Genomic DNA, 26473 nt, shown 5'->3' on the forward strand with positions numbered 1-26473 from the left:
ATGAAAGCCGCCGTACTCAAATCCTTCGGAACGCCGCTGGTGATCGAGAATGCCCCCGAACCGGTGCTCGGCACCGGCGAGGTCATCGTCGACGTCGTCGCCACGCGCGTGCTGTCCTACATGAACGAAGTCTTCAGCGGCGAACGCAACTATGCACTCGATTTGCCGATCATCCCGGGCCCGGGCGGCATCGGCCGGGTGCGCGCGATCGGCCCGGACGCAACGAAGCTCAAGATCGGCGACTGGGTGTTCTGCGACCCGACGGTGCGTTCGCGCGACGACGCGATCGCGCCCGACATCGCCCTGCAGGGATTAACGGCCGCCGGCGCCGGCGGCATGCTTCTGCAAAAGCATTTTCGCCATGGCTCGTTTGCCGAGCGGATGCGGGTGCCGACCGAGAACGTCAAACGCCTTGGCGCGATCACGTCCGAGGAAGCCGCACAATGGTGCGCGCTGGGGACACTGCTGGTGCCCTATGGCGGCCTCCTCGCCGCCAACCTGCAAGCAGGCGAAACCGTGCTGGTGAGTGGCGCCACCGGCAATTTCGGCAGCGCCGCCGTCTCTGTCGCGCTCGCAATGGGCGCAGCCTGCGTGGTCACGCCCGGGCGCAACGAGACGATTCTGGCCGACCTCGTCCGCCGTTTCGGCAACCGTGTGAAGCCGGTCAAGCTCACAGGTAACGAGGACGACGACCGCGAGGCGATGAAGCGCGCCGCGCCGGGGCCGATCGACTGCGTGTTCGACATCATGCCGCCCTCGGTGAGTCCGACTGTGGTGCGCGCGGCGGTCATGACGGTGCGCGCCTATGGCCACGTCGTGCTGATGGGCGGCGTCGGCATGGCCGGCGGCGCGGGCCTCGAGCTGCCCTACCCCTGGATCATGCGCAACTGCATCACCATCCACGGCGTCTGGATGTACCCGCCGGATGCGGCCAGCCGCCTGATCGCGCTGGTGCGATCAGGACTCCTGCAGCTTGACGAATACAAGACGACGGCGTTCGACCTCGATCACGTCAATGAGGCGGTGGCACACGCCGCGGCCAATGGCGGGCCGTTCAAATTGACGGTGATCCGGCCGTAGAGCGCCATACACCGGGGCGATGCGCCGTCGCTGCCGTTTTGCTTGACCTGTCAAAGGGCTGCAAGGCGTCACCCCGATCGTAGCCGGCCATGGCCGGCTACTGTGCATGGGGTTGTTTTCGCAGTTTTTTGTTATTCGAGCTCGACCACCTGGCCGTCCGACAGCGAGACCCGCCGGTCCATGCGGCCGGCGAGCTCCATGTTGTGGGTCGCGATCAGCATCGAGACCCGCGTCGCCTTGACGAGCTGCATCAGGGCCTGGAACACGTGGTCCGCCGTGTGCGGATCGAGGTTACCGGTCGGCTCGTCCGCAAACAGCACGCGCGGCGCATTCGCCACCGCGCGCGCGATCGCGACGCGCTGCTGCTCGCCGCCCGACAGCTCCGCCGGGCGATGGGTGATGCGGTCGCCGAGGCCGAGATAGCCCAGGATCTCCTTGGCGCGCTTGACGCTCTCGGACTTCTTCAGGCCGCGGATCATCTGCGGCAGCATCACGTTCTCCAGCGCCGAGAACTCCGGCAGCAGCCGGTGCGACTGGTAGACGAAGCCGATGTCGGTGCGGCGAAGCTGCGTGCGCTCAATGTCCGGCAGTTGCGAGGTCGGCGCGCCATTGACGTAGACCTCGCCGGAATCGGGCGCTTCCAGCAGCCCCGCGATGTGCAGCAGCGTCGACTTGCCCGAGCCCGACGGCGCCACCAGCGCGACCGACTGTCCGGCCCACAGCGCAAGCTTTGCGCCGTCCAGGATCGTCAGCGGTACCTCGCCCTGCAAGTACTGCCGCTTTATCTCGTGGAGATAAATGACCGGGACATCCTCAGCCCCCTGTTGCTGCTCCATCAGCCCCTCACTCGTACCGGAGCGCTTCGACGGGATCGAGGCGCGCGGCGCGCCACGACGGGTACAGCGTCGCCAGGAACGACAGCGTCAGCGCCATGATGACGACGGCCGTGGTCTCGCCGACGTCGATCTCGGCGGGCAGTTTCGACAGGAAATAGAGCTCCGGCGAGAACAGCTCGGTGCTGGTGAGCCAGGACAGGAATTGCCTGATGGATTCGATGTTGAGGCAGATCACGAGGCCGACGAAGAAGCCGACCAGCGTGCCGACCACGCCGATCGAGGCGCCCGTGATCAGGAAGATGCGCATGATCGAGCCTTGCGAGGCGCCCATGGTGCGCAGGATGGCGATGTCGCTGCCCTTGTCCTTCACCAGCATGATCAGGCCGGACACGATGTTGAGCGCCGCGACCAGCACGATCATGGTCAGGATCAGGAACATCACGTTGCGCTCGACCTGGAGCGCGTTGAAGAAGGTCGAGTTGCGCTGCCGCCAGTCGACCAGGAACACCGGCCGTGCCGCGGCTTCCGTCACCGCCTTGTTAAAGGCGACGATGCGATCGGGATTGGTGGTGAACACCTCGATCGAGGTGACGTCGTTGCTGCGGTTGAAATAGGCCTGCGCCTCCGCCAGCGGCATGAACACGAAGCCGAGATCGTATTCGGACATGCCGATCTCGAATACGGCGACGATCTTGTACGGCTTGATGCGCGGTGTCGTGCCCATCGGCGTCACCGCGCCCTTCGGCGCCACCAGCGTGATGCTGTCGCCGGCGTGCAGCGAGAGCTGGTCGGCGAGGCGCCGCCCGATCGCAACGCCCTGCCCGTCGTCGAAGCCTTCGAGCGAGCCCTGCTTGATGTTCTTGGCGATCGAGGTGAGGTTGTTGAGGTCGTCGGAGCGGATGCCGCGTACCAGCACGCCCGAGGCGTTCCACGGCGAGGACGCCAGCGCCTGGCCGTCCACCACCGGCGCGGCGAGCCGGATGCCCTGGACCTGGCTGATGCGGTCGGCGACGTCCTTCCAGTCGGTCAGCGGCGATTCCAGCGGCTGGACCAGGATGTGGCCGTTCAGCCCCAGGATCTTGTCGAGCAGCTCCTTGCGGAAGCCGTTCATCACCGCCATCACGATGATCAGCGTCGCCACGCCCAGCATGATGCCGAGGAAGGAGAACCCGGCGATGACCGAGATGAATCCCTCCTTGCGGCGCGCCCGCAAGTAGCGCGCCGACAGCATCCACTCGAATGGCGCAAAAGGCGCGGTTTGCACGGTTTCGGTCATGGTTTCATCCATCGCTCGATAATCCCATGATTCGGGGTCAATTGTGGCCGGATTGGCGGCCGCGATATCGCGCGATGAACAATATTCAGCCGACCAGGCTTATCAGCCCACAAGTCTTGCGACCGCGTCCGCAGGCGACATGGTCTCGCGTGAGCCGTCGCTGCGCCGCTTGAGCTCGACCTTGCCGTCGGCGAGCCCCTTCGGCCCGATCATGATCTGCCAGGGAATGCCGATCAGGTCGGCGGCGGCGAATTTGGCGCCGGCGCGCTGGTCGGTGTCGTCATAGAGCACGTCGACGCCCTTGGCCTGGAGCTCCGCATAGAGCTTCTCGCAGGCCGCATCCACCGCGGCATCGCCCTGCTTGAGGTTCAGCACCACCGCGCGGAACGGGGCGACGGCTTCCGGCCATTTGATGCCGGCGTCGTCATGGCAGGCCTCGATGATGGCGCCGAGCAGGCGCGAGACGCCGACACCGTAGGAGCCGCCATGGATCGGCACGTCGACACCGTCGGGGCCGGCCACCATCGCCTTCATCGGCTCGGAATATTTCGTACCGAAATAGAAGATCTGGCCGACCTCGATGCCGCGGGTGTTGAGCCGCTTGGCTTCCGGCACTTCCTGCTCGAAACGTGCGGCGTCGTGCACGTCCTCGGTCGCAGCGTAGACCGACGTCCATTGCTTGATGATCGGCGTGAGGTCGCTCTCATAGTCGACGTCCTCGCCCGGCACCGGCAGGTCCAGCACGTCGCGATTAATGAACACGCCGGATTCGCCGGTTTCGGCGAGCACAATGAATTCGTGGCTGAGATCGCCGCCGATCGGCCCGGTCTCGGCGCGCATCGGGATCGCCTTCAGCCCCATCCGCGCGAAGGTGCGCAGATATGCGACGAACATCTTGTTGTAGGCGACGCGCGCCGCCGCCTCGTTGAGATCGAAGGAATAGGCGTCCTTCATCAGGAATTCGCGGCCGCGCATCACGCCGAAGCGCGGACGCTGCTCGTCGCGGAATTTCCATTGGATATGATAGAGATTCAGCGGCAGGTTCTTGTAGGACTTCACATAGGCGCGGAAGATCTCGGTGATCATTTCCTCGTTGGTCGGCCCGTACAGCAGCTCGCGCTTGTGGCGGTCGGCGATGCGCAGCATCTCCGGACCGTAGGCGTCGTAGCGGCCGCTCTCACGCCAGAGGTCGGCGAGCTGGAGCGTCGGCATCAGAAGTTCCAGTGCGCCCGAGCGGTCCTGCTCCTCGCGCACGATCTGCTCGATCTTCTTCAGCACGCGGAAGCCGAGCGGCAGCCAGGCATAGATGCCGGCCGCCTCCTGCCGGATCATGCCGGCGCGCAGCATGAGCCGATGCGAGACGATCTCCGCCTCTTTCGGATTTTCCTTCAGGATGGGCAGAAAGAACCGCGACAACCGCATGGCAACACTCGGGGAATCAGTGAGGGGTTGCAGTGAAACCGGATTGGGAGCGAAAATACAAGACCGGGAATGAGGAAAAGCCGCTAACACGGCGGGATTCCTTGTCAATTTTCCGTCGACTTCAGGTTCTGCTTGAGCCGCAGCGGCGCCCCTTACGGCGTCACCTCAAGCTCGTCCTCGAGCGTGATCTTCTCGAAGTCGGTCACCAGCGCATCGATCCGCACATGCCAGCGGCCGGCAAAGGGCAGCTCGACCTTGCCTACATGCCAATAGCCATCCGGCCCGAGCGAGGCGTCCCGCTCCATCGGCTCGATACCGCGCTCGGGCAGGCTCAGGGTCAGCGTCACCTCCTTGGCCGCCAGCGGCGCCGCTTCACCGGTCATGAGCTGGAGCACGAAGTCATCGACACCGGCCTTGCCCGGCGAAACCAGGACCTGGAACATCGCCTTGTCGGTATGGATGTGGACCACCAAGGGCGTCTCCGGAACGATGGTCCGAGGCGGCGGCGTGAAGCGCCAGCCGGCGACAACGGCAAGGATCGCGAGTGCAATCGCGCCTTCCAGCAGGATCGAGCGCTTGAGCGCGGGCGTTCCTTTCTCGCCCCGGGCGAGGGCCGGCGTCAGCCGGAACCGATTCAGCGCGGCGAGCGCCAGCAATCCTGTGACCAACGCAAGCTTGGTCGAGAGAATCAGTCCGTAGCGGGTCTCGACCAGCGCTGCCGGCTTTTCGAGCTGAACGATCGCGAGTGCGAGGCCGGTCAAGGCCAGCACGCCGACCGCCAGCGCAGCGATGCGCGAAAAGCGGTTCACGACGGGAAGAGTCGCGATCGTCGGCTTCGACACCAGCGCGATGAGCGGCGCGAGAGCACCGATCCAGATGCTGACGCCGAGGCCGTGGAGAAAGATCGCCGGCCGGGTCAACGCCTCCGGCGGCGCCGTTGCAGCGTGCCCCGTCATGGCGAGCGACAGACCGACGCCGACGAGCGCGATGCTCGCAAGAGCACGCGCATACCAAGCGCTGCGCAACGCCATCAAGGCGAGCAGCATCGCGCCAATGGCAACCAGCAGCGCGGGGCCGGCGCTGGTCGCGAATGCGACCTTCCAGGGAGCAGCCGTCGCGAGAGCCGCTGGCGGCAGCCCGAGGAGATCGAGGCCCAACGCGCCAAGCGACGCCGTGGCACTCGGAATACCGATGGCGAGCGCTACGCGCGGAACGGTCATCCCGATCATCGACCACGCGATCCAGCGCGCAAAGAACACGCCGCCGACGCCGACGAACAGCCCGAGATAGAGACCGACCCGCGCCAGCCAGATCAGCGCGTTCAGCCCGCTATCCGTAGAGGTCGGAGGCTTCGTCGCCGTCGGCGTGCCAATCGAAAAGACCACCGATCCCGAGACGGGATGGCCGTCCTGCGAGATCACGCGATAGCTGACCACCGCCGTTCCCTGCGGCAGGTCCGGCGGCAGCGCGACCGAGATTGTCTCGCCCGATGCGCTGACGCTGGCATCGTCCCGCGCCCTGCCCGCGCCGTCGATCAGCAGAATCGCGCCCGGCGTCACCGCCTCGTTGAAGCGCAGCTCCACCGCCTTCGGCGCCGTTTTCAGGATGCTGCCACTCGCCGGCTCGACCGAGACGAGCGCGGCATGCGCCGACGCGCCGGTCGCGAAGCCGACAATCAGGAGCAGCGTCGCGAGCGCGGCGAGAACGCGCATCAGGGTTTTGGCAACAGCTTCACGCCAGGCGCGGGCGACTTGCCCTCGTGCGAATGCCCTGCCCCCTCCGCCGGAATTTCGATCCAGCGGCTGACGCCGGCCTCGCACTCCTGGACGACGGGAAAGTACAGGGTCGTGTTCGGCTTCAGCTTGTCGGTCAGCACCGTGTGCATGACGAACTCGTCATAGTTCTTGTCCGGCAGCTTGCCGCCGGACCACGACACTTCCTTGACGCCCGAGGCGAGCTTGTTGCCGTGATAGTCGTACTCGCTGGCATATTGGCCCTCGACGACATCGACGCTCCAGCCCGCCTTCGGCATCGGCTTCACCGCGATCACCCCTTCGGGGATCTGGACGCGGATCTTCACCGTGGGCGAGCCCGCGCAGCCGTGCGGCACGGCGAAGACGGCCTTGTACGACGCCCCCACACTCGCCTGCTTGCCCTCGAGGAAGACGTGCGCATTTGCCGGCGCTGCCGCAAGCACGCCGAGAAGGATCAGCCAGGTTCGCTTCGACATGTTCGGTCTCCCGAAGGTCCTGATCATGCTCGTCACATCTTCATTCCCGAATGGTCCGGCATTTTCTTCATCATGTGCCCGCCGTCGCCGGGCGCCTGCGCGCCGACGCCCTGCACGTCCAGGGAAACGGCGACCTTGCCGGCCTTCTCGAACTGAAGCGTCACCGGCACCTTGTCGCCCTGCTTGAACGGCCCCTTCAGCTCCTGGAGCATCAAATGATAGCCGCCGGGCGCGAACTTCACGGTCTTGCCCGGCTCGATCACGAGCCCCTTGTCCAGCTGGCGCATCTTCATCACGCCATTGTCCATCGCCATCTCGTGGACCTCTGCCTTGCCGGCGATATCGGCGGAAACGCTGACCAGCTTGTCTGCCACTGTGCCCTTGTTCTCGATGGTGAGATAGCCGCCCGCGACCTTGGCGCCGCCCGGCGTCGCCCGGCTCCACGCCTGCGAGATGACGAGATCGCCGGCCTTGACGTCGTCGGCCGACGCGGGTGCGGCGAACACGACGGCCGAGAGCGCCGCCAGTGCGAAGATGCGTGAGAGCTTGTTCATGTCGTAACCTTTCTTGTCGTCGTTAACATCGCCCCACCCTTCAGAACGTGTACTTGCCGGCGAGAACGAAGGTTCGCCCCGGGAACGGATGGAACAGGAAGTACTGCTCGTTGAAGAGATTATCGATGCCGAAGTCGAACGCGAAATTCTTCGTCGCGTTATAGTGCATCTTCAAGTCCACAACGAAAAAGTTATCGAACGCGCCGTAAACGTGGGAGATGCGATCGGTGTTGTCCAGCGTCGAGTACTGCTTGCCGCTGTAGCGGGCCGCGACCGTATAGGCCCAATTCTCATTCGGCCTGTAGGTGACACCGAACTTGGCGCGCCAGTCGGGCACGTAAGGCACGCGCTTGCCGACGACGGTGGTCGCGCCCTTCCAGCTCGGGTCGGAGATGATCCGCGAGTCGACGTAGGTCACGCTACCAAACACCTGCAAGCCCGCGATGAGAACGTTATCCTTGTCGGCAGACAATTCTACGCCCTGCATCCGGATCGCGGCGACGTTGCTGATCGCTGTCTGCACAGACTGCGCCCCACTTGCGTCGGTCACCGTGGTCGACTGTGAGATCAGTGCATTGTTGGTCCGCTCGCCGAATACCGTGAGCCGCACCCGACCATCCACCCAGCGCCGCTCAAGGTTGAGCTCGCCGGTGAAATCCTGCTCCGGCGACAGCAGCGGATTGGCAAGATAGGTGACGCCGTTGACGGTGATGTTTTGATAGAGTTCGGTGACCGTCGGATAGCGGTACGCCTCACCGAAATTCGCCGTGATATTCCAGTCCTTGTTCGGATCGAACGACAGCGACGCCTTCGGCGAGAAGTTGGTCGAGGACAGCCCCGGTTGCCATGTCGGCACAACGGACGTGATGACGCCGGCGCTGGTGGCCATGGTGTTGAGATTGAAGCCTTCAACTGCCTGCCAGCTCTCCAGCCGTCCGCCGAGTGTCAACTTGACAGTCGGGATGATCTTCCAGGCGTCCTGCACCCACAAAGCCCCAGTGCGCGTCTCGCCGACGCCGGTCGAATAGAGCTGGCCGTTGCCCGTCGATGGCGTGTTATACCAGACGCTCGAAGCATAGACCGGGTTTTCGAGCCGGTACCGGTCGCCGTGGATGCCAAAGCTGACCTCGTGCGCGCCGTCATAGCCCAGCGGACGCCAGATGCCCTTGGCGTCGGCGTTCTGCCAGTTGGTGCCATCCATCCGCGTCACCTTGCCGTTCAGGGAATAGCCAAGGCCCGGCGACGGCGAGACCGTATAGGGACTGACCTGGATGTCCTGGAGATAGTTGTAGCTCGAGGCCGCGAGGTCGAAGTCGAAGACACCCTTGGTATCGCTTTTGAGCGAGACGGCATTGCTCACATGGATCTGATCCCAGGTGTATTTGCTGTTGGCAAAGCTGCTGACGCCCCCGAAAGTCGGCAGACCCGTCACAGTCGACCTCAGATAGGTCTGCGGATCGGAGGTCTGGTGATTGTTCCAGATGCCGAACGAGTACGTCGCCTGCACCAGCGGCGTGATGTCGTAGGCGAGCCGCAGATTGCCCGAGGTCTGCTGCGAATGCGCCAGCGCGCCGGTGCCGACGACATTGGCGACACCACCTGCCTTGTTCTGGGCGGCGATCGTTCCCGTCGTGCCGGCAGGTCCCACCCCAAGCGTGGTGCCGAAGGTTGTGTAGCTCAACGGTTGCTGAAAACTGTCGAGGTAATTGGCGCTGACAAGCCAGGACAGCGCGCCGTCGCGATTACCCGCAGCCGCACTGGTCTGACTGGTCACGTAGGTGTCCTTGGTGCCGTACTGATTCCACGGCATCACCGAGACCGTTTCCTTGGCGACCGCAAACGGCTTGTCCGGCATTTTTGACGTGATCAGCAGCACGCCGCCAATCGAATTGCCGGGATAGGCGGCCGCGAACGGACCGTTGAGGTAATCGACCCGCCCGATCGCTTCCGGCGAGATCAGGTTCCATCTTGGCGAGGAGTTCGTGTTGTTGTTGCCGATCAGCGCCGAGATGAGGAGGTCATCGTAGTAGACCAGCGTGCGCGCACTGGAGTTCAGCCCCCAGCTTCGCGTCGCGAGCACCGCCTGATTGTCGCCGTCGTTCCGCTTTCGCACGAACAGGCTCGGCATGTATTTGACGGCGTCCTCGGGGTCCTTGAGGTTGATCGTCTCATCGACCTCCTTCGCCGTGACGCTGAAGGAGCGCTGCGGCAATTGATAGCGCGCCACGGCGGCCGGCGGATCCAGCGACGCTCGGGCGCTGGCCGCTCCCTGCTCGCTGGCAACAGCAGGAGCCGCGCGCTCGCCGGCGGGCTTTGCCGACCGGTTCCTGGCGGCAGCCGTATTAGCGGCCGGCTTGCGTGGCTTGGGCTTCACTGCAGCGGGCGCGTCGACGGTCACCGGCGGCAGCACTGCGCTGCTGCTTTGGGCGAAGGCTCCGCTCGACGACGCAAGCAGCGCGGCCTGAACGGCAACGACGCTCACGCCACGGCGGGCATGGCAACGTAACATGAGGCATTCCTGACGCCGGCTTTCTTCCCGGCTGTTCGACAGCATCAGTCGCCAGCGGACGGACCGCGGCGACACCGAGGGTCGTCAGGAAAATCGAGGAGGCGCGCGCGCCTGAGCACTTCCGTCCTTATGGACGGAAACAGCGGATGCGTCCGCCACGTGCCACGCCACACATTCGGCATGGCGGAAGGGAATGGCGAGCGCAACCTCTGGCGGCGAATCGAGCGACGCATTGGCCTGGGCCAGGCAGCAGAGCGCGCACGCAGCACCATGCGCGGTTGGCGTGCCCGTCTGATCGTTCAGTCCGCCCTGTTCATTCGCACTGTGGCAGATGACGGCGGCCGACAGCGGATCGGCCACGGCCTGGCCGGCCGCCCAGCAGGCGGCGATCGGCGCCAGCACCTGCATCGCCAGGGCGAGCAGGACCAGGGGTAGGAATTTTTGCAGCCGTGCGCGCATCCGCCGAACCATTCGTTCGTGCGCTAACTAAACACCGCGCCGGGACCTGAGTCGAGGTCAGTTCCGCCGCCTTCTTGATCCAGCGCAAATTTGCCGAAAACCGTGGTCGGGGCGCCCCATCCGGGGGCGGGTCCGGCATTTGAGGCAGCCGATCCGCCCCGCCCATCCACAGATTTCTTATATTTGTCATATGCTTACATGGCTAAAAGCCCGATCGTTTCGTTAACTGCTCTTATTTTGAACAATCGTTGCCGAAAATGATGACAAGTGAGAAAAGTTGATCTAGCATCCCTCTTGCTCAGGCTGGCCGAGAGGTCGAAGTCTGGTGGTCCAAGTCTCGGGAGGAGCCCCTGGCGCGCAAAACGCAGCGTCGCCCCGTCAATCAAGAGCAAATCTTAGAATCGGGGATAATAGGGTCGACACAATTTTTGAGCGGGGCTAGGGCCCCGCTCTTTTTTTGTCTGCATGGCGCCTACGCCGATGACTATCTCCCCCAATCCGATCGAACAGAGCTTTGAACGCGCGGCCTCGCGCTGCGCGGATCTCACGCCGCTGGTCTACCGGCGTCTTTTCGACGAACACCCGGAAACGCGGACGATGTTCCGCTCGCAAGGCAGCGATCTCGTCAAGGGATCGATGCTTGCGCTGACGATCGAGGCGATCCTCGATTTCGCCGGGACGCGCAGCGGACATTTCCGGCTGATCGCCTGCGAAGTCGTCTCGCACGATGCCTATGGCACGCCGCGCGAGCTGTTCATCGCGTTCTTCGCGGTCATCAGGGATACCCTGCGCGACCTGCTCGGCGATGCATGGTCGGCCGAGATCGCGCAGGCCTGGGATACGTTGCTGACCGACATCGAGGCATACGTCGCCGTTCCGGCCTGACGCTTTGCGCTGCACCACCACGGCTCGCCGCGACGTTGCGCGCAATCGCAGATTGGGTGGCGTGAACTCTTCGATTGTGAGACACTTTCCGCCTCGGTCGCGCAATCAATGACGCGCCGACGCCAAAATCTATGGGAGCGAGCGATGTCCGGGACGAAAGATTTCTCGACGACGAGGCGCGATCTTCTTCAGGCGGCAGCGACCGCCGGCGCCGCAACTGCCATCCTCGGCAGCATGGGCATAAACCCCGCATTGGCAGCCGAAGTCGGACGATCGGAGAAGCCGCTGAAGGCGGCGTTCTCCAACGCCGGCCTCCAGGCCACCTGGTGTGCGCAGGGCAAGCAGGCCGCGGAATTCTGGGGCAAGCTGTTCAACGTCGAAGTCACCTGGTTCGACGGCCAGCTCGATGCGGTGAAGCAGCGCGCCGCGATCGACAACATGGCCTCGCAGAAATGGGATTTCGTCGCGATCCAGGCCTTCGGCATCGGCACCCTCACCCAGCCCGTGCAGAAGATGATCGACGCCGGCACGCCCGTGATCGACATGGACACGCTGATTGCTCCGCTCGACCAGATCAACGTCCACTCCTTCCTCGCTCCCGACAACGAGTTCATGGGCGCCTCGGTGACGCAGGCGCTGTGCAACGCCATGGGCGGCAAGGGCAAGATCATCATGACGCAGGGCGCGCTCGGCCATACCGGCGCGCAGGGCCGCGCCAAGGGCTTCAACAACGTCGTCAAGCAATTTCCCGGCATCGAGGTGCTCGACACCCAGCCGGCCGATTGGGACGTCTCGAAGACCGCGCGCCTCTGGGAAACCTATCTGACGAAATATCCGCAGATCGACGCGGCGTTCTTCCACAATGACGACATGGCGCTGGCCGCTGCCAACATCATGAAGGCGCGGGGCCGCACCAACATCCTGATCGGCGGCGTCGATGCGATGCCGCCGGCAATCCAGGCGGTGAGCGAGGGCCGCATGTTCGCGACCGTGCGCAATCCGTCCTGCCGCATCCATGGCGGTGCGATCATCGCGGGCGTTTCCGCCGTCGTCGGCGGCGAGAAGAGCGGACAGGGCATCCCGAAGAACGTCGTCACCGACGGCCCGGTCGTGACCAAGGCCAACGCCGCCGGGATGCAGTGGATGCAGGATCACTTCCTGATCTGAGCCTCCAAGATCTGATCTGCAATGCGAGAGGATCGTTCGCCCATCCTGGAACTGCAAGGCATCACGAAGAGCTTCGGCGGCGTCGAGGCGCTTCGTGGTGTCGACTTCGCGCTTCATCCCGGCGAGATTCACGGTCTCGTCGGCGAGAACGGCGCCGGGAAAAGCACGCTGATGAAGATCATCGCCGGCGTGCACACCGAATTCTCCGGCCGCTTCCTGCTCGACGGGAAGGAGACCCATTTCCGCTCGGCGCGCGACGCGCATGCGGCCGGCATCGCCATGGTGCACCAGGAGCTCTCTGTCGCGCCCGACCTCACGGTCGCGGAGAACGTCTTCCTCGGCAACCAACCGACCAACGCCCTCGGTCTGGTGCAGTGGCGGCGCATGGCGCGCGAGGCCGGCGAGCAGCTTGCCCGCTTCGGCATCGACGTCGATCCGATGAGCCGGCTCGGCGACCTCCCGATCGGGCTCCAGCAGCTGATCGAGATCGCCCGCGTGCTGTTCTCCGGCGCCCGCATCGTCATCCTGGACGAGCCGACCTCCGCCCTCTCCCCGCCCGAGGTCGAGCGGCTGTTCGCGACGCTCCGGCGCCTGCGCGAGGAAGGCACCGCAATCGTCTTCATCTCGCATTTCATCGAGGACATCTTGCTCGTGTCGGACACGGTGACCGTGTTCCGCAACGGACGGAAGGTCGCGGAGACAGCGAGCGCGGCGACCAGCAAGGGCGCGCTGATCGAGGCCATGATCGGCCGCGGCGGCGAAGCGCTCGAGCATAGCTACACCGACGATCTGATGCTGCCCCAGCCGAGCGGCAGCTCGGTGGTGCTGAAGGTCGACCAGCTCTCGCTGGCGCGCAGCCTCAAGGACATCTCCTTCGAGGCGCGCGCCGGCGAGGTGCTCGGCATCTACGGCTTCATGGGTTGCGGGCAGCAGGAGCTGTCGCGCATCCTGTTCGGCAAGCTGAAGCCGGACGGCGGCACGCTCGCCGTCGAGGGCAAACCCAAGACCTTCGCCAGCACGGCGGCTGCGCGCCGCGCGGGCGTCGCGCTGGTGCCGGAGAGCCGGCGCGACATGCTGTTTCACCAGGAGCCGGTCTACAAGAACATCTCGATCAGCATTCTGGATCGCATCTCGTCGCTGCTGCTCAAGCCGGCACAGGAGCGCGACATCGCCAGGCGCCAGGTCGAGCAATTGCAGATCAGGCCGCCGGTGGTCGGCCTCGATCTCGGCATGCTCTCCGGCGGCAACCAGCAGAAGGTCGCGCTGGCGAAATGGCTGACCTATCCGCCAAAGCTGCTGGTGCTGTGCGAGCCGACCCGCGGCATGGACGTCGGCGCCAAGAACGACGTCATCAACATCGTCCGTGACCTCCGCGCCAGGGGGCTCGCGATCATCGTGCTGTCGACCGAGCCGGAGACGGTGCTGTCGCTGGCCGACCGCATCCTCGTGCTCAAGCGCGGCGCACTGGTGCGGGAATTTTCGAACGAGCCGGTCAGCAAGGACCGCCTGCTGGAAGCGGCGTGACGGAGAAGCACCATGGCGAGCAGTGAGACGGCCTTTGCTGAAGCTCATCGGGCGCGCGGTCTGGCGCCCTTCCTGCGCTCGCAGATGCGCAACATCGCGCCGTTCCTGACGCTGATCTTCCTGTCCGCCTTCTTCGCCTTCGCCAGCCCCTCCTTCGCCACGCTCGACAATCTCGGCAACATCCTGACGCAGGTGTCGGTGACAGGCATCATCGCCGTCGGCCTCACCTTCGTGATCCTCTGCGCCGAGATCGACCTGTCGATCGCCAGCATCGCCAACGTCACCGGCATCGCCGTCGCCTACTTCACGCTGCAGGAGTCCTACGTCAACATCGCCAACATCCCCCTGCCCGGCGCGGTTGCGATCATCCTGTCGATCCTGCTCTGCGCCCTGCTTGGCCTCGTCAATGCGCTGGGCCTGACCGTGATCGGCATCCCCTCCTTCATCATGACCTTGGCGATGATGCAGATCGCGGCCGGCATCTCGGCGCTGCTGGTGCGCGGCCAGATCGCCTACAAGGTGCCCGGCCTGATCACGACGCTCGGCTCCGGATCGATCGGCGGCATCCCCTGGATCGTCATCGTCGCGGCCATCATGCTGCTCGGCGGCCATCTGGTGCTGACCTACACGCGCTTCGGCCGCTACGTCTACATGGTCGGCGGCAACCGCGAGGCCGCCGAATATTCCGGCCTCAACGTCAAGCTCATCCTCGGCGCGGTGATGGTGATCTCGGCGGTGTGCTCCGGCATCGGCGGCATGCTGGGCGTCGCCCATTTCGGCAGCGCGCAGCAGAACGAGTTCGACACCTATTTGCTCGACTCCATCGCCGCCGTCGTGGTCGGCGGCACCAGCCTGTTCGGCGGCCGCGGCGGCATCGGCAACACCATCGTCGGGCTCTTCGTCCTGGGGGTCCTGAATAACGGCCTCGACCACGTCAACATCGACAGCTTCCTGAAGATCCTGATCCGTGGCCTGATTCTGCTGGCGGCCTTGATCATCAATGTCTACGCCCAGCGACTGAGGGAGAAAGCGGCGGAGTAGACAGCCCTCAAAACAAAAACTGCAAAAACAACCCCATGCACAGTAGACACTGTGAGGAAGTTCAGTCGCTTACCAAACTCGCGACTGCGCGAGTGCGACCGCACCGACATTTGACCCGTCGGGCAAAACAGGTGCAGGATGTCATCATTGCAACTGGTACGTCCGTGCAGCTTTCCAAGACCGCAGGAACAATGATCCGTCATCCCCGCGCAACGGCGAAGCCGTTGTCGCTGGAGATGCGAGGCAGGCGATGCGAAAGCATCGCATGCGGAGCCTCGAAGGATGAACGGCCGAGATGCAGCCGGGCCGTCGCCCTTCGAGGGCCGCTGAAGAAGCGGCCACCTCAGTGTGACGGTTCTACTCCGACGGCAGCCGCGAGAATCGGAAATTGCAGTGGCTCGCTCCGCCGGCCAAGGTTTGTGTCCTCTCCAGGCGGATGCCTCGCGTTGCATAGGCGTCGAAATCAAGTCCACAGATGTTCGGCAGGATGTCCTTGTCGCCATGGCGAGCCGCGAATTTGCAGAAGCCGCAAGCCTTGTAGTTGATGCCGAACTCGAAATTGTCATCCGGCCCCGGCTCGACGAAATCGTAAACGAAATCCTCCGGAAACTTTTCCCGATGGCTTTCAGTAACACTTCCTGCAGCCTGCGCCCGCAGCAAAGCCTGGTTCTCCGGCGACATGAACTGACGGCCCAAGGCGAGACGTTCCGTTTCGGGGACGGTGAGCAATTGCGCCTTGTAGGTTTCCCGCTCGATCTCGCCGATCACGGCCGGCGGCACGCCGTGTCGCCGCAGCACCCGGCTGATGGCCATGAAGCCCATGAGACGCATGAAGAAATCGCTCATGCGACTTGCCGCGCCGCCGACATAGGGCATTTGACTGAGCACGATCTCGAATTCGTCCATCACCTCCCGTCTGATCCCGCCGATGTCGGTGAGATGCGCGCGCTCGCAGAGCATCGGCTCGGCAAGGTCGAGCCGATCGCGCATGGCGGCCTCCATTGCGCCCCGATGCGTCTCGTAGAAGGGATGGATGTTCTCGGCCATTTGGCACCTGACATAATTGGCTGTTTGCAAGGTCGGCGAAGCCGGCTTCATTCCGCGGCAATCGCCTCGATCTCCAGCAGCCATTTGCTGTCAACGGTCTCGACGATCACGACCGTCAACGCGGGCTGGTGTTCCCCGAGCACCGCGCGACGAATGGTGCGGTTGGTCACGACTTGATCCCGGTCAGTCAGGAACGTGGTGACCTTGACTAGATGCTCGACGCCAAGGCCCGCGGCGGCGAGCACCTCGATGACGTTGCGCCAGGCCTGCTCGCATTGCGCCTCGAAACCTTCGGGCACGGTGCCGTCGGATCTCTCGGGCACTTGGCCGCTGATGAACAAGAGGCGGCGATGCTGCGTCAGTTCAAGTCCCATGCTGTAACCGCCGGCGGGAGGGTGGACCGCTGCGGGATTGTGGCTGACGATTTGAGCTGAGGGCATGGGGTTTCTCCGGATTGCGGGCTGACCGTAACCGGCGACATCGCCTCGGCGCAAAGCATCATTCCTGCGGTTCAGCGCAAGAAAATCTATTGCAAGGCCACGGCCCATCGGTGTCAAACTGCGGCGCAATGACCTACGCCCTTCCCCCGCTCAACGCGCTCCGCGCCTTCGAGGCCGCCGCACGGCATCTCAGCTTCAAGCTCGCCGCCCACGAGCTACACGTGACACCCGCCGCCGTGGGGCAGCAGGTGAAGGCGCTGGAGGCACGCCTCGGCGTGCAGCTGTTCGAGCGGCTGCACAAGCAGCTCATCCTCACGGCGGCCGGTCAGGCCTATCTGCCCGGGGTCTCCGAAGGCTTTCGCCATATTGCGGAGGCGACTTCGCAATTGAAACCGTCAGGTACTGTGCTGCTGCAACTGGGAGTCCATGGCAGCTTCGACCTGCGCCGCCTCGATCTGGCGGAGTTTCGCAGCGCGCATGCGGACATCGGTTTGCGGGTGCTGCAGCCCGCCGGCCTGCACGAATTGGTCGAGGGCAAGGTGGACCTGCTGATTGCCCGCGGCCTCAGCCGCCATCCGGGCTATCGCTGCGACCGGCTCAACGAGGGGTCGGGCCTCGGCGATTGGCTGATCGCGCCTGAAGGCACCGCGGATTGTCCCGAGATCGTCAGTTTTCGCGAATGGCTGCGCGCCCTGCCGGCCGAGAACCCGCTCGCAAACCGCCGCCCTCGCCTGGTCGGCATCAGCGGGAGCTGAGACGACCGTGAGGCATGGCTTGAGCCCTCGCCGCCAGGACGTTCGACACGTCGGGCAAAACACCGGCGCAATTCCATCACGGCGCCAATCCGTAGAGAGCGTCGAGCTCAGCGGAGCGGTTCGACCTTTGCCGCCATGTCGGGAACGCGCGAGATCCTGTACATGGCGTTGCTGCATTTCAGAACCCAAACGTCGCGATCAGGTCGAGACAACTTCGCATCCTTCCTTGCGCCGAGTGGCTTTTCGCAAGTGAAGCCTTGTGTGCGGATCTGAGCCGCCAGCATTCCCTGAATCGTTTCGGCCGGAATTTGCTGCGCCCGCACTTGCGGACCAAAAAGAATAAAAGCGATGGCAAACAGTAATGATCCAGATGCTCTGTGCATGATTTCAACCCTTGAACCGGCCGCCCCGCGAGTTCGAATGTCGCACTATAGCAGAAACACCGGCGTTGTCCGCGCCCGGCCCCCACCTTAGCGCGGCGTGCTCCGGTTCGCCTCCACGCCGGCCCATAGCGCGACGAGGTAGAGGCACAAAATAACGACCAAGGCTGGTCCTCACTGGGCGGTTGTGCTAGCGTTCCATTCGCAAGGAGCTTTCCAGAACTATCTATAATCGCCTCGTTGCAACGTTTCCACCACGCCTCGTTTCGATTTCCGAATACGCCGTCAGGCGTTTGATGCATTGCACATTGCCTCGCAATGGCGCGCCCAAGCACGAGTGTTTCAAGTCGTTCCGTAGTTTTTTGTACAAGGAATAATGATGTCATGCGTAACACAATACTGAATCAGATTTTCGGAATGCTCACCGTAACCGCGCCGTTGCGCGGGACCGAAACAGCGTTCGCCCAGAACGCGGCAGCCCCGCCTCCACCCTGTCATTGAGACGAACGAAGACGCGGGGAACGCGCGCGACGCGTGGGTCGAGGTCCCGGCGATATGATGTGGATCAACTGATCGAAAATTCGCCGGGCTCGACCGTCACGAGAGGCGAGACGATTCTGACGTTGGACAAGGAGAATTGAACGAAGCCGTAAATCCAAATCAATCATCAGCAGAGGAGGTTCGAGATGTTTCGAGGATTCCTGCCACTGACATTGTCTCTCTGCCTTGGTGCGGCGACGGCACCCGCAGCGCTGGCTCAATCGGCGCCGCCGATCACCGAACAGGAGGCGCACGCCATCGCGGTCGACGCCTATGTTTACTTCTACTCCATCATGTCGATGGATGTATCCCGCAAGCAATTCACCAACGGCACGACCGATTTCAGGGGACCGATGAACACGTTCGTCAACGTGCCCGAATACCCGCCGGCGGATTTCAAAGGCGTGGTGCGGTCCAACTTCGATACGCTGTATTCGGCCTCCTGGCTCGACATGACCAAGGAGCCGGTTGTCATCTCAGCACCGGATACCGATGGGCGCTACTATCTGCTGCCGATGCTCGACATGTGGACGGACGTCTTCGCATCGCCGGGCTGGCGCACGACGGGCACCAAGGCCGGGACGTTCCTGGTGGCGCCGGCGAACTGGCGGCCGGATCTGCGGGACAGATTCGCCGAGGAGTTCAAGCTTCCAAAAGACACCCAGCGCATCGACGCGCCAACGCCCTACGTCTGGCTGATCGGCCGGACTAAGACCGACGGGCCGCCGGATTATGATGCGGTCCACAAGATCCAGGCCGGCTACAAGGTCACCCTGCTTTCCGAGTATGGCAAAACGCCCAGGCCGGTCGAATTCAAGCCGGACCCAAGCGTCGACATGAAGACGCCGCCAAAGACGCAGGTCGATACCATGACGGCGGGGGTGTATTTCGCCTATGCCGCGGAATTGCTGAAGCTGCATCCGCCTCACGTCACCGACGAACCGATCCTCGCGCAGATGAAGAAAATCGGCATCGAGCCCGGCAAGAGCTTTGACATCGGCAAGCTCGACCCGGCCGTGCAAAGGGCGCTGGAGACCGCACCGCAGGACGCGCAGAAGCTGATGGCCTGGAAGGTGCCGACGCTGGCGCGGGTTGCCAACGGCTGGGGGATGAACACCGACACGATGGGTGTTTACGGCAACTACTACCTGAAGCGGGCCATTGTCGCGCAGCAGGGGCTTGGCGCCAACGTGGTCGAGGATGCCATCTATCCGCTCAATCTCGCCGACGACACCGGTAAGCCGCTCGATGGCGCGAACAAATACACCGTCACCTTCGAGAAGGGCGCCACGCCGCCTGTCAACGCGTTCTGGTCGATCACGCTCTACGATCAGGACGGCTTCCAGGTCGGCAACACGCTGAACCGTTTTGCGGTCTCCAGCTGGATGCCGTTCAAGTACAATGCGGATGGATCGCTCGACCTCTATTTCCAGAACGCGAGCCCCGGCAAGGAGCTCGAAGCCAACTGGCTTCCTGCACCGAAGGCGCCGTTCAATCTGACCATGCGCCTGTACGCGCCGAAGTCGGAAGCGCTGACCGGCAAATGGAATCCGCCGCCGGTTGTGAAGTCGCAAACAACGGTGGGCATTTCTGCCCAATAAAAGTTGGCGGCACGCCGGCGCTTCGGCGCCGGCGTCCGACCGCGCGAACGCGAAGCAGGCGGTGAAGGGTCAGTACTCCTTCCATAGTTCTCCAAGTACGAACATAGTTCCGCCCTCCTCGACTGCGTTAAAAATCAACACCGAGCGGCTGGCAAGAAACAATCCTCGCAGGCCCAAGAACCGATGCGTTGAGTGTTCGCTCGCCGTAGCGCGGATGCGCGGATCGCTCTCGCGCGATTGCCATTGCATTTTGATACGGAGCATCAAATGAACTCCATGCTAGACGACAGGCTCGTGGAAGGGCAGATTGCAAGCCTGGAGGAGCAACTGTCGAACCTGGCACGCGAAGCAGGAGTCAGTTCTTCGGCCGCGCCGATCAGCATCAAGCAGTCCCCCATCACCCTCGCAACGCTTCAGGCGGATTGGCGATATGTGGCTTTCGTCGGATTCCTGTTGGCGGCATCCCTTGGTGTGGTTGCCTGGTGGTGGTCATTCTCCGCTGATACAGCAAAGATGCCTCCCTCAGACCCAGCACCTCTGGCTCGCGCCACGCCGGAGGCGGTCGAGCCGAGCGCCGTTGTCCTGCGCTCCGAGTTGTCGCAGCAGTTTCAACCGATGGCGCGTGATCTCGCTGTCTTGAGCCAAACAGTCGAACAGCTTAAGGCGAGGCAGGAACAATTGATCCGCGACAATGAAAATCTGGCAAGCCAACTCAAGGTGAGTCGAGAGGAATCGGAGCGTAACAACGGCATCATCTTCCAGATCAAGGCCGATCAGATGCAAATGGCGCGCGAAAGCCAGACGCTCACCGAGCGGCTCAACGCAAGTCAGGACCAACTCGCCCGCGTCATCGCCAACGCTTCACAGCCAAAGGCAATCCCCGAAACGTCACCAACGACGAGCCCCGAAGAACCAAAGACGATGCCCGAAGCGCCACCAACGCTGAGCTCTGAAGAGCCCAAAGCGGTGCCTGACATACCGCTGCCACGTCCTCGGCAATCGGCCAATGTCGTCCAAACGCAACGGCCGGCGCGAACCCCGGAGCGGCCCGAGGCCAAGAAGCCGCGACCGTCAATCTCATGGCCATGGTCAGCGCACTAAAGCGGGCATCGACGTTCCACAGAAATTGACGCTGCGAGCGCTGGCAGCCGGCGAACCTGGGAGGCGGCAACGGACGCGCCCTCCATTCTAGGGATGTCCGCTTTCGGTCGAGGCCAATGCCGCCTGCCCGGCAATCTCGTCAGCCCGCCAGCACCGCACCGCGTGCCCGTCGGGACGCGTCTCCAGCGACGGACCGGGTTCCTGGCGGCACACGGCTTCGGCGTGACGACAGCGCGGGCTGAACGCGCATCCGTGCGGCGGATTGAGCGGATTGGGAAGATCGCCCCCTGTCGTCGCCAGCGGTGCATGGCGCAGCGGATCGGGGATGGCGGCGATCAGGGCTTGCGTATAGGGGTGCGCCGGCCGTTCGAAGATCTCGCGCCAGTCGCCATTCTCCACGATACGGCCGAGATACATCACGGCGACGCGGTCGCTCATGTGCTCGACCACGCCGAGGTCGTGGCTGATCATGATGTAGGACAGGCCGAGCGTCTCTTTTAGTTCCAGCAGCAGGTTGATGATCTGGGCGCGGATCGAGACATCGAGCGCCGACACGGGTTCGTCGCAGATGACGATCTTGGGGTTGAGGATCAGGGCACGCGCAATGCCGATGCGCTGGCGCTGGCCGCCGGAGAATTCGTGCGGGTAGCGGCCCGCCTGTTCGGGGCGCAATCCCACATGCTTGAGCATCGTCGCGACGCGGTCCGCGATCTCGCTCGCTGCGGTGACGCCATGCACCCGCAGCGGATCTTCAAGCGTGCGACGAACGGTCTGGCGCGGGTTGAGCGAGGCGTACGGATCCTGGAAGACCATTTGCACGATGCGGGCCAGCGCCTTGCGATCGCCGGATTGCCTGTTCGTTACGACCTGTCCGTCCAGCACGATGCGGCCGCGCGTCGGCCCCAACAGACCAAGGATCGACAATGCGACCGTCGATTTGCCGGAGCCGGACTCGCCGACGAGGCCGAGACATTCGCCGCGCTTCAGCCTGAGATCGACACCGTCGACGGCACGGAGCAGCCGCCGGCCGCGGCCCAGCATGCCGCCTCCCAGCGGAAAATGAACCGCGAGATCCTCGACGCTGAGAATGACATCGTCATCCGGCCTCGCCTCACCAGGCCTTTCTTGCGGTTCATGCATGGTGGTGACACCTCACCAGACCGCCCGCGTCCAGCCGTGTCGTCTCCGGCGCCGCGGTCCGGCAAATATCGGTCGCCCGCGCGCAACGCGGATTGAACCTGCAGCCATCAGGGAAAGCCGTGATCGCCGGCACGACGCCCGCGATCTCCTGGAGCCTGGTACGGCCAAGCGCCGCGCGGCTGCCCAGCCGCGGCAGCGAGTCGACCAGGCCTTGCGTATAGGGGTGCGAGGGCGCCCGGAAGATATCGGCCGAGCCGCGCTCCTCGACAATGCGGCCGGCATACATGACGGCAACGCGGCGACAGACATTGGCGACCAGGCCAAGATCGTGGCTGATCATCAGGATGGCCGTTCCTCGCTCGGCGCACAGATTCCGCATCAGCTCGATGATTTCGGCCTGCACGGTCACGTCGAGCGCGGTGGTCGGCTCGTCGGCGATCAGAAGGTCCGGACCGCATGCGAGCGCGATGGCGATCATCACGCGCTGTCGCATGCCCCCCGACAGCTGGTGCGGGTAATCCTTGACGCGTCGCTCGGGCGCGGGGACGCGGACACTCGCCAGCGCCTCGACCGCCAGCCGGTCTGCTTCCCGCCAGCTCTTGCCCTGGTGCAGCACGAACATCTCGGCGATCTGCCGCCCCACAGGCGAGACCGGATTGAGCGCCGTCATCGGCTCCTGGAAGATCATGGCGATGCGATTGCCGCGCAGCTCCCGCTGCCTGGCCGCGGAAAGGTGCTGGATCTCCCGCCCCTCAAACCGGATGGCGCCGCCGCCGATCGACAGCGGCGGCCGCAACAGGCCGATCAAGGCGAGCGCCGTGATGCTCTTGCCGCATCCGGATTCGCCGACCAGGCCGAACGTCTCGCCACGATCAATGCGAAACGAAATGCCCTCGGCCGCCGCAACGCGCCGCGATCCGTCGTCGAGATCGATGCGCAAATCCTCGACTTCGATAAGCGGCGGGCCCGTCATGTGCGCCGGCTCCGCGATTGCGGATCGAGAATGTCGCGCAGGCCGTCGCCGAGCAGGTTGAGGCCGAGCACCGTCAGGAAGATGGCAAGGCCCGGAAAGACCGAGAGCCACGGCGCCGTCGTGATCTGGTCGCGGGCTTCCGACAGCATGCTGCCCCAGCTCGGAAAAGGCGGACGGACGCCGAGGCCGAGGAACGAAAGGGCTGCTTCGGACAAGACCGCGCTGCCCATGCCAAGCGTGCCGATGACGATGATGGGGCCGAGCATGTTCGGCAGGAGCTGCGTGATCATGATGCGCAGATCGCCGTAACCGAGCACGGTTGCCGCCTGCACGTAGCCCTGGCTCCTCAGCGACAGCGCCGAGGCCCGTGCGATCCGGCAGGTGAAGGACCAGTTGGTCAGCCCGAGTGCGATGAGCAGGCTGGTCAGGCCGGGTCCAAGCACCGCCATGATGGCCAGCGCGAAGATCAGCGAAGGGATCGCGAGCATCAGATTGGTCAGTCCGTTGACGACATCGTCCCACCAGCCGCCCCAATAGCCGGCGCTCAGGCCCAGTGCCACGCCGATGACGCTGTTGATGAGCTGCGAGACGATGCCAACCGTCAGCGAGATGCGCGCGCCGTAGACGACCCGGGAATAGATGTCACGGCCCTGCCCGTCGGTCCCGAACCACCAGGTCCAGCTCGGGGGCTCTTCCGCATTCATCAAATTGGCGTCCAGGACGGGATCGGTGTGCGCCAGCCAGGGTGCGAGCAGGCCGACCAGGATCGCAAGCGCGAACAAGGCACCACCGATGACGAGATTGGCGCGGAGCCTCATGCGTATCTGATCCTGGGATCGATCACGCCGTAGAGCAGGTCGATCAGCAAGTTGATCGCAAGAAAGAACAGCACCACCACGAGGATGGAGCCCTGGACGGCGGGAATGTCGCGTTGCAGGACGCTGTCGACGAGCAGCGAGCCGATGCCCGGCCAGGAGAACAGTTTCTCGACGACGACCGCCTGCCCCATCAGCGCGCCGAATTGCAGGCCCATTGTCGTGAGAATCAGGACGAGCGCGTTGCGCATCACGTGCCACTTCACGACGCGCGTCTCGCTCATGCCCTTCGATCGCGCCGTGCGGACAAAGTCGGCGTGCATGATCTCGAGGACTGCGGCGCGCGTCGTCCGGGCCAGCAGCGCCATCGGCGAAACGCCGAGTGTCACGGCCGGCAGGATCAGATTTTTAAGGCCGCCATCGCCATAGCCAAAACTCGGCAGCCAGCCGAGCTTCAACGCGAACAGGTACATCAGCAGCAGTCCGAGCCAGAACTTGGCCATTGAAAGACCCGACACCGCCACGACCATCGCCGCGCTGTCGACGACACCACCAGGCCGCAACGCCGCGACGAAGCCGAGCGGCACGCCGATCGCGACCGCAAATGCCATGGACGCGAAGATCAATTGCAGGGTCGGCCCCATCCGCTTGGCAATCATGGTCGTGACCGGCTCGCGCGTCCGGAACGAGGTCCCGAAGTCACCGGTCGCGAGCTTCGCGATATAGGAGCCGAAGCGCAGGTAGACGGGCTCGTCGAGGCCGAGCTGCTTCTTCATGCGGGCCTCGACCTGCGGATCGCTGTCGTCGCTCATGGTCGAGACGATGCTGCCGGGAACGACGCTGAACAGCACGAAGACCAGCATCACCACGGCAAGCACGGTCGGAATGGTTTGCAGGAGGCGACGGATCAGGAAGGAGAGCATCGGCACTTTTCCTCGCTCCCTCCATCTGACGTTGCGATGGAGGGAGCGCGTGTCACTTCGCGGGCGAGGTCTCGTCGACCCAGAGGTCTTCGACGTTCTGATGGGTCAGCTCGGTCGCATTCAACTGAACCCCCTTGAGCCACGGCTGCACCGCCATGACCGCCTTGTTGTAGTTGAAGAACCAGACCGGCGCCTCTTCGTAGAGCAGCGCATTGGCCTTTTGCAGCAGCTGGCCGCGCTTTGCGGCGTCGTCGGTCTGCCCGGCCTCGTCGATCAACTTGTCGAAATCGGCGTTCTTGAAGTTCATGTAGTTGCACGCCGATTGCGGCGTCGACGAGTGGAAGCATTTCAGCGCGGCCTGGGGATCCGGGCCAGTCTGCTGGGAATAGATGAAGGCCTGGTAGTCGCCGCTGCGAACCACCTCCGCCAGCACCGCCGTCTCGACCAGCTTGACCTTCGCCTTGATGCCCACCTTGTCCAGCATCGGGATGACGGCCGTGACGATCGGCAAACCCCAGCTCTCGTTCTGGCTGGTGGTCCATTCGAACTCGAAGCCTGAGGGATAGCCGGCCTCCGCGAGCAGCTGCTTGGCCTTGGCCGGATCGAAGGCGTAGGGCTTCATGGTCTTGTCGTAGAGCGGCGAGGTCAGCGGCAGCCAGCTGGTGGCGCGATAGGCCTTGTTCTTGACCAGCTTGTTGATGATCAGGTCGGTGTCGATCGCATAGTTGATCGCCTGCCTGACGCGCTTGTCGGCGAACGGCTTGAACGCGGTGTTCATCCCCATGTAGCGCGTGAAGACCTCGGCGACCTCGACGATGGTGCCCTTGAGGTCGGCGTCGGACTGGTAGGCGACATACTGCGCAGGTCCCAGCACCGAGGTGTCGATCTCCTTGTTGCGGAAGGCGACATCGCGCGCCGCGGCCTCGCCCATGACCGACACGATGACCTTGTCGGCGTAGGGCTTGCCGGATTTGTAGAAGCGGTCCCACCGCTCCAGCACGATGCGCGATCCCGGCACGTGCTCGACGAACTTGAACGGTCCAAGACCGATCGGCTTCTGGATGAAGCTATCCTTCGCGGCCTCGTCGGCGGGATAGATCGAGGTCAGCGCGGTGAAGAAGTAGAAGCCCGGATCGACCTTCTCGGTCAGCTTCATCTCGAGGGTGAAGTCGTCGATCTTCTTCAGGCCGGAGATTTCCTTGGCCTGGCCCTTCTCGACCGCGGCGGCGCCCTCGATCACGCGGACAAAGCGCGCGCCGGGATAGGCCTTGGCGCCGTCCATGATGCGGTTGTACGACCAGATGACGTCGTCGGCCGTCATCTTGCGGCCATTGTGGAAATAGGCGTCGTCACGCAGCTTGAAGGTGTGAACGAGGCCTCCGCCCGAGACCACGTCCTCCTTGGCAAGTTCCAGGACGGGTTTTCCTTCCGCGGAATTCCAGATGTAGAGCGACCGATGCAGCGCCTTGGCGTAGATCTCGTCCTGGGCGCGCTGCGTGGTGTGAATGTCCAGGCTGGTGAAGCTGGAACCGTAGGGCGCCGTCATCCGGATGGTTCCGCCTTTGCGCGGAGTCTGAGCCTCCACCGATCCGGCGAGCGCCAGTCCCAACCCAGCGACGATCGCCACAATCCTGAACATCATGTCCCCTCCGGCACCGCAGGCATATTCCAGTCACGGAGTTGACCACTCGCGGCACGTCGAGTGCAAGCTCCTCTTTTCGCCTTCGATGCCGCAGTTCCTTGCAACGCTTCGTTCGAGACGCCCGCCCGGGGGG

General features: G+C 63.8%; 25 protein-coding genes. 8 read left to right on the forward strand and 17 right to left on the reverse strand.

Annotation, left to right across the window (positions count from 1 at the left end; genetic code table 11):
* Complete coding sequence (locus tag ACE10W_RS21705) at positions 1-1080, forward strand: alcohol dehydrogenase catalytic domain-containing protein (protein ID WP_375761922.1); 1080 nt, start codon at positions 1-3, stop codon at positions 1078-1080.
* Between the two features lie 131 nt (positions 1081-1211).
* Here ACE10W_RS21705 and ACE10W_RS21710 read toward each other — a convergent pair whose 3' ends face one another.
* The 8 genes from ACE10W_RS21710 to ACE10W_RS21745 form a co-directional block, all read right to left on the reverse strand.
* Positions 1212-1916 carry an ABC transporter ATP-binding protein gene (locus ACE10W_RS21710; RefSeq protein WP_011087642.1) on the reverse strand — a complete coding sequence of 235 codons (705 nt, stop codon included), beginning with the start codon at positions 1914-1916 and terminating at the stop codon, positions 1212-1214.
* A 7-nt stretch (positions 1917-1923) separates the two neighbouring features.
* Entirely contained in the window at positions 1924-3204 is a 1281-nt protein-coding gene (locus ACE10W_RS21715) for a lipoprotein-releasing ABC transporter permease subunit (RefSeq protein WP_011087643.1), read from the reverse strand.
* Positions 3205-3294: 90 nt separating this feature from the next.
* Positions 3295-4614, reverse strand: coding sequence for a proline--tRNA ligase (gene proS / locus ACE10W_RS21720; protein ID WP_011087644.1), 1320 nt, complete (start codon positions 4612-4614; stop codon positions 3295-3297).
* Between the two features lie 152 nt (positions 4615-4766).
* Entirely contained in the window at positions 4767-6326 is a 1560-nt protein-coding gene (locus ACE10W_RS21725) for a copper resistance CopC/CopD family protein (protein WP_375761923.1), read from the reverse strand.
* Positions 6326-6844 (reverse strand): YcnI family protein, encoded by a 519-nt coding sequence (locus tag ACE10W_RS21730; RefSeq protein ID WP_028171736.1) that lies wholly within the window; start codon positions 6842-6844, stop codon positions 6326-6328. Before ACE10W_RS21730 ends, ACE10W_RS21725 begins: the two co-directional genes overlap by 1 nt.
* 32 nt (positions 6845-6876) lie before the next feature.
* Positions 6877-7398, reverse strand: a complete 522-nt coding sequence (locus ACE10W_RS21735; RefSeq protein ID WP_028171735.1) for a copper chaperone PCu(A)C — start codon at positions 7396-7398, stop codon at positions 6877-6879.
* 40 nt (positions 7399-7438) lie between these two features.
* On the reverse strand, positions 7439-9907 hold the full coding sequence (locus tag ACE10W_RS21740) for a TonB-dependent receptor (protein WP_162494110.1): 2469 nt from the start codon (positions 9905-9907) through the stop codon (positions 7439-7441).
* Positions 9908-9991: 84 nt separating this feature from the next.
* Positions 9992-10366 carry a DUF2946 domain-containing protein gene (locus ACE10W_RS21745; protein WP_028171733.1) on the reverse strand — a complete coding sequence of 125 codons (375 nt, stop codon included), beginning with the start codon at positions 10364-10366 and terminating at the stop codon, positions 9992-9994.
* 480 nt (positions 10367-10846) lie between these two features.
* Between ACE10W_RS21745 and ACE10W_RS21750 the strand changes: the two genes are divergently transcribed.
* From ACE10W_RS21750 to ACE10W_RS21765, 4 genes are all read left to right on the forward strand, one after another.
* On the forward strand, positions 10847-11251 hold the full coding sequence (locus ACE10W_RS21750) for a globin (RefSeq protein WP_375761924.1): 405 nt from the start codon (positions 10847-10849) through the stop codon (positions 11249-11251).
* A 144-nt stretch (positions 11252-11395) separates the two neighbouring features.
* Positions 11396-12418, forward strand: a complete 1023-nt coding sequence (locus ACE10W_RS21755; RefSeq protein ID WP_007610940.1) for a sugar ABC transporter substrate-binding protein — start codon at positions 11396-11398, stop codon at positions 12416-12418.
* A 21-nt stretch (positions 12419-12439) separates the two neighbouring features.
* Positions 12440-13942: a sugar ABC transporter ATP-binding protein gene (locus tag ACE10W_RS21760; protein ID WP_375761925.1), complete on the forward strand. Its 1503-nt coding sequence runs from the start codon at positions 12440-12442 to the stop codon at positions 13940-13942.
* Between the two features lie 12 nt (positions 13943-13954).
* Positions 13955-14983: an ABC transporter permease gene (locus tag ACE10W_RS21765; RefSeq protein WP_060912410.1), complete on the forward strand. Its 1029-nt coding sequence runs from the start codon at positions 13955-13957 to the stop codon at positions 14981-14983.
* Between the two features lie 357 nt (positions 14984-15340).
* Here ACE10W_RS21765 and ACE10W_RS21770 read toward each other — a convergent pair whose 3' ends face one another.
* Both ACE10W_RS21770 and ACE10W_RS21775 read right to left on the reverse strand, forming a co-directional pair.
* Positions 15341-16030, reverse strand: coding sequence for an L-2-amino-thiazoline-4-carboxylic acid hydrolase (locus tag ACE10W_RS21770; protein WP_060912411.1), 690 nt, complete (start codon positions 16028-16030; stop codon positions 15341-15343).
* Between the two features lie 47 nt (positions 16031-16077).
* The gene (locus ACE10W_RS21775; protein WP_375761926.1) at positions 16078-16470 is read right to left on the reverse strand and encodes a RidA family protein; all 393 of its coding nucleotides are present in this window, start codon (positions 16468-16470) and stop codon (positions 16078-16080) included.
* Positions 16471-16598: 128 nt separating this feature from the next.
* On the opposite strand from ACE10W_RS21775, the gene ACE10W_RS21780 reads away from it, so the two are divergent.
* Positions 16599-17225, forward strand: coding sequence for a LysR family transcriptional regulator (locus ACE10W_RS21780; protein ID WP_011087656.1), 627 nt, complete (start codon positions 16599-16601; stop codon positions 17223-17225).
* 107 nt (positions 17226-17332) lie between these two features.
* Here the strand turns inward: ACE10W_RS21780 and ACE10W_RS21785 are convergent, their stop codons facing one another.
* Positions 17333-17608: a hypothetical protein gene (locus ACE10W_RS21785; RefSeq protein ID WP_375761927.1), complete on the reverse strand. Its 276-nt coding sequence runs from the start codon at positions 17606-17608 to the stop codon at positions 17333-17335.
* A gap of 683 nt (positions 17609-18291) precedes the next feature.
* Between ACE10W_RS21785 and ACE10W_RS21790 the strand changes: the two genes are divergently transcribed.
* Positions 18292-19746 carry a DUF1254 domain-containing protein gene (locus tag ACE10W_RS21790; RefSeq protein ID WP_011087657.1) on the forward strand — a complete coding sequence of 485 codons (1455 nt, stop codon included), beginning with the start codon at positions 18292-18294 and terminating at the stop codon, positions 19744-19746.
* A 69-nt stretch (positions 19747-19815) separates the two neighbouring features.
* On the opposite strand, the gene ACE10W_RS21795 is transcribed toward ACE10W_RS21790, so the two are convergent.
* A complete protein-coding gene (locus tag ACE10W_RS21795) occupies positions 19816-20010 on the reverse strand; it encodes a hypothetical protein (RefSeq protein WP_375761928.1) in 195 nt (64 codons plus the stop codon).
* Positions 20011-20013: 3 nt separating this feature from the next.
* On the opposite strand from ACE10W_RS21795, the gene ACE10W_RS21800 reads away from it, so the two are divergent.
* Entirely contained in the window at positions 20014-20847 is an 834-nt protein-coding gene (locus tag ACE10W_RS21800; protein ID WP_375761929.1) for a hypothetical protein, read from the forward strand.
* 87 nt (positions 20848-20934) lie between these two features.
* Here ACE10W_RS21800 and ACE10W_RS21805 read toward each other — a convergent pair whose 3' ends face one another.
* From ACE10W_RS21805 to ACE10W_RS21825, 5 genes are read right to left on the reverse strand one after another with little or no spacing between them, the layout of a single operon-like run.
* Positions 20935-21987 (reverse strand): ABC transporter ATP-binding protein, encoded by a 1053-nt coding sequence (locus ACE10W_RS21805; protein WP_375761930.1) that lies wholly within the window; start codon positions 21985-21987, stop codon positions 20935-20937.
* Complete coding sequence (locus ACE10W_RS21810; RefSeq protein ID WP_028171724.1) at positions 21980-22960, reverse strand: ABC transporter ATP-binding protein; 981 nt, start codon at positions 22958-22960, stop codon at positions 21980-21982. Before ACE10W_RS21810 ends, ACE10W_RS21805 begins: the two co-directional genes overlap by 8 nt.
* Positions 22957-23778 (reverse strand): ABC transporter permease, encoded by an 822-nt coding sequence (locus ACE10W_RS21815; RefSeq protein ID WP_375761931.1) that lies wholly within the window; start codon positions 23776-23778, stop codon positions 22957-22959. Before ACE10W_RS21815 ends, ACE10W_RS21810 begins: the two co-directional genes overlap by 4 nt.
* Complete coding sequence (locus ACE10W_RS21820; protein ID WP_011087662.1) at positions 23775-24698, reverse strand: ABC transporter permease; 924 nt, start codon at positions 24696-24698, stop codon at positions 23775-23777. The genes ACE10W_RS21815 and ACE10W_RS21820 overlap by 4 nt, the downstream gene beginning before the upstream one ends.
* 52 nt (positions 24699-24750) lie before the next feature.
* On the reverse strand, positions 24751-26340 hold the full coding sequence (locus ACE10W_RS21825) for an ABC transporter substrate-binding protein (RefSeq protein WP_375761932.1): 1590 nt from the start codon (positions 26338-26340) through the stop codon (positions 24751-24753).
* Positions 26341-26473: the final 133 nt, after the last annotated feature.

The sequence above is a fragment of the Bradyrhizobium sp. B025 genome, assembly GCF_042257955.1.
Classification (GTDB): Bacteria; Pseudomonadota; Alphaproteobacteria; order Rhizobiales; family Xanthobacteraceae; genus Bradyrhizobium; species Bradyrhizobium diazoefficiens.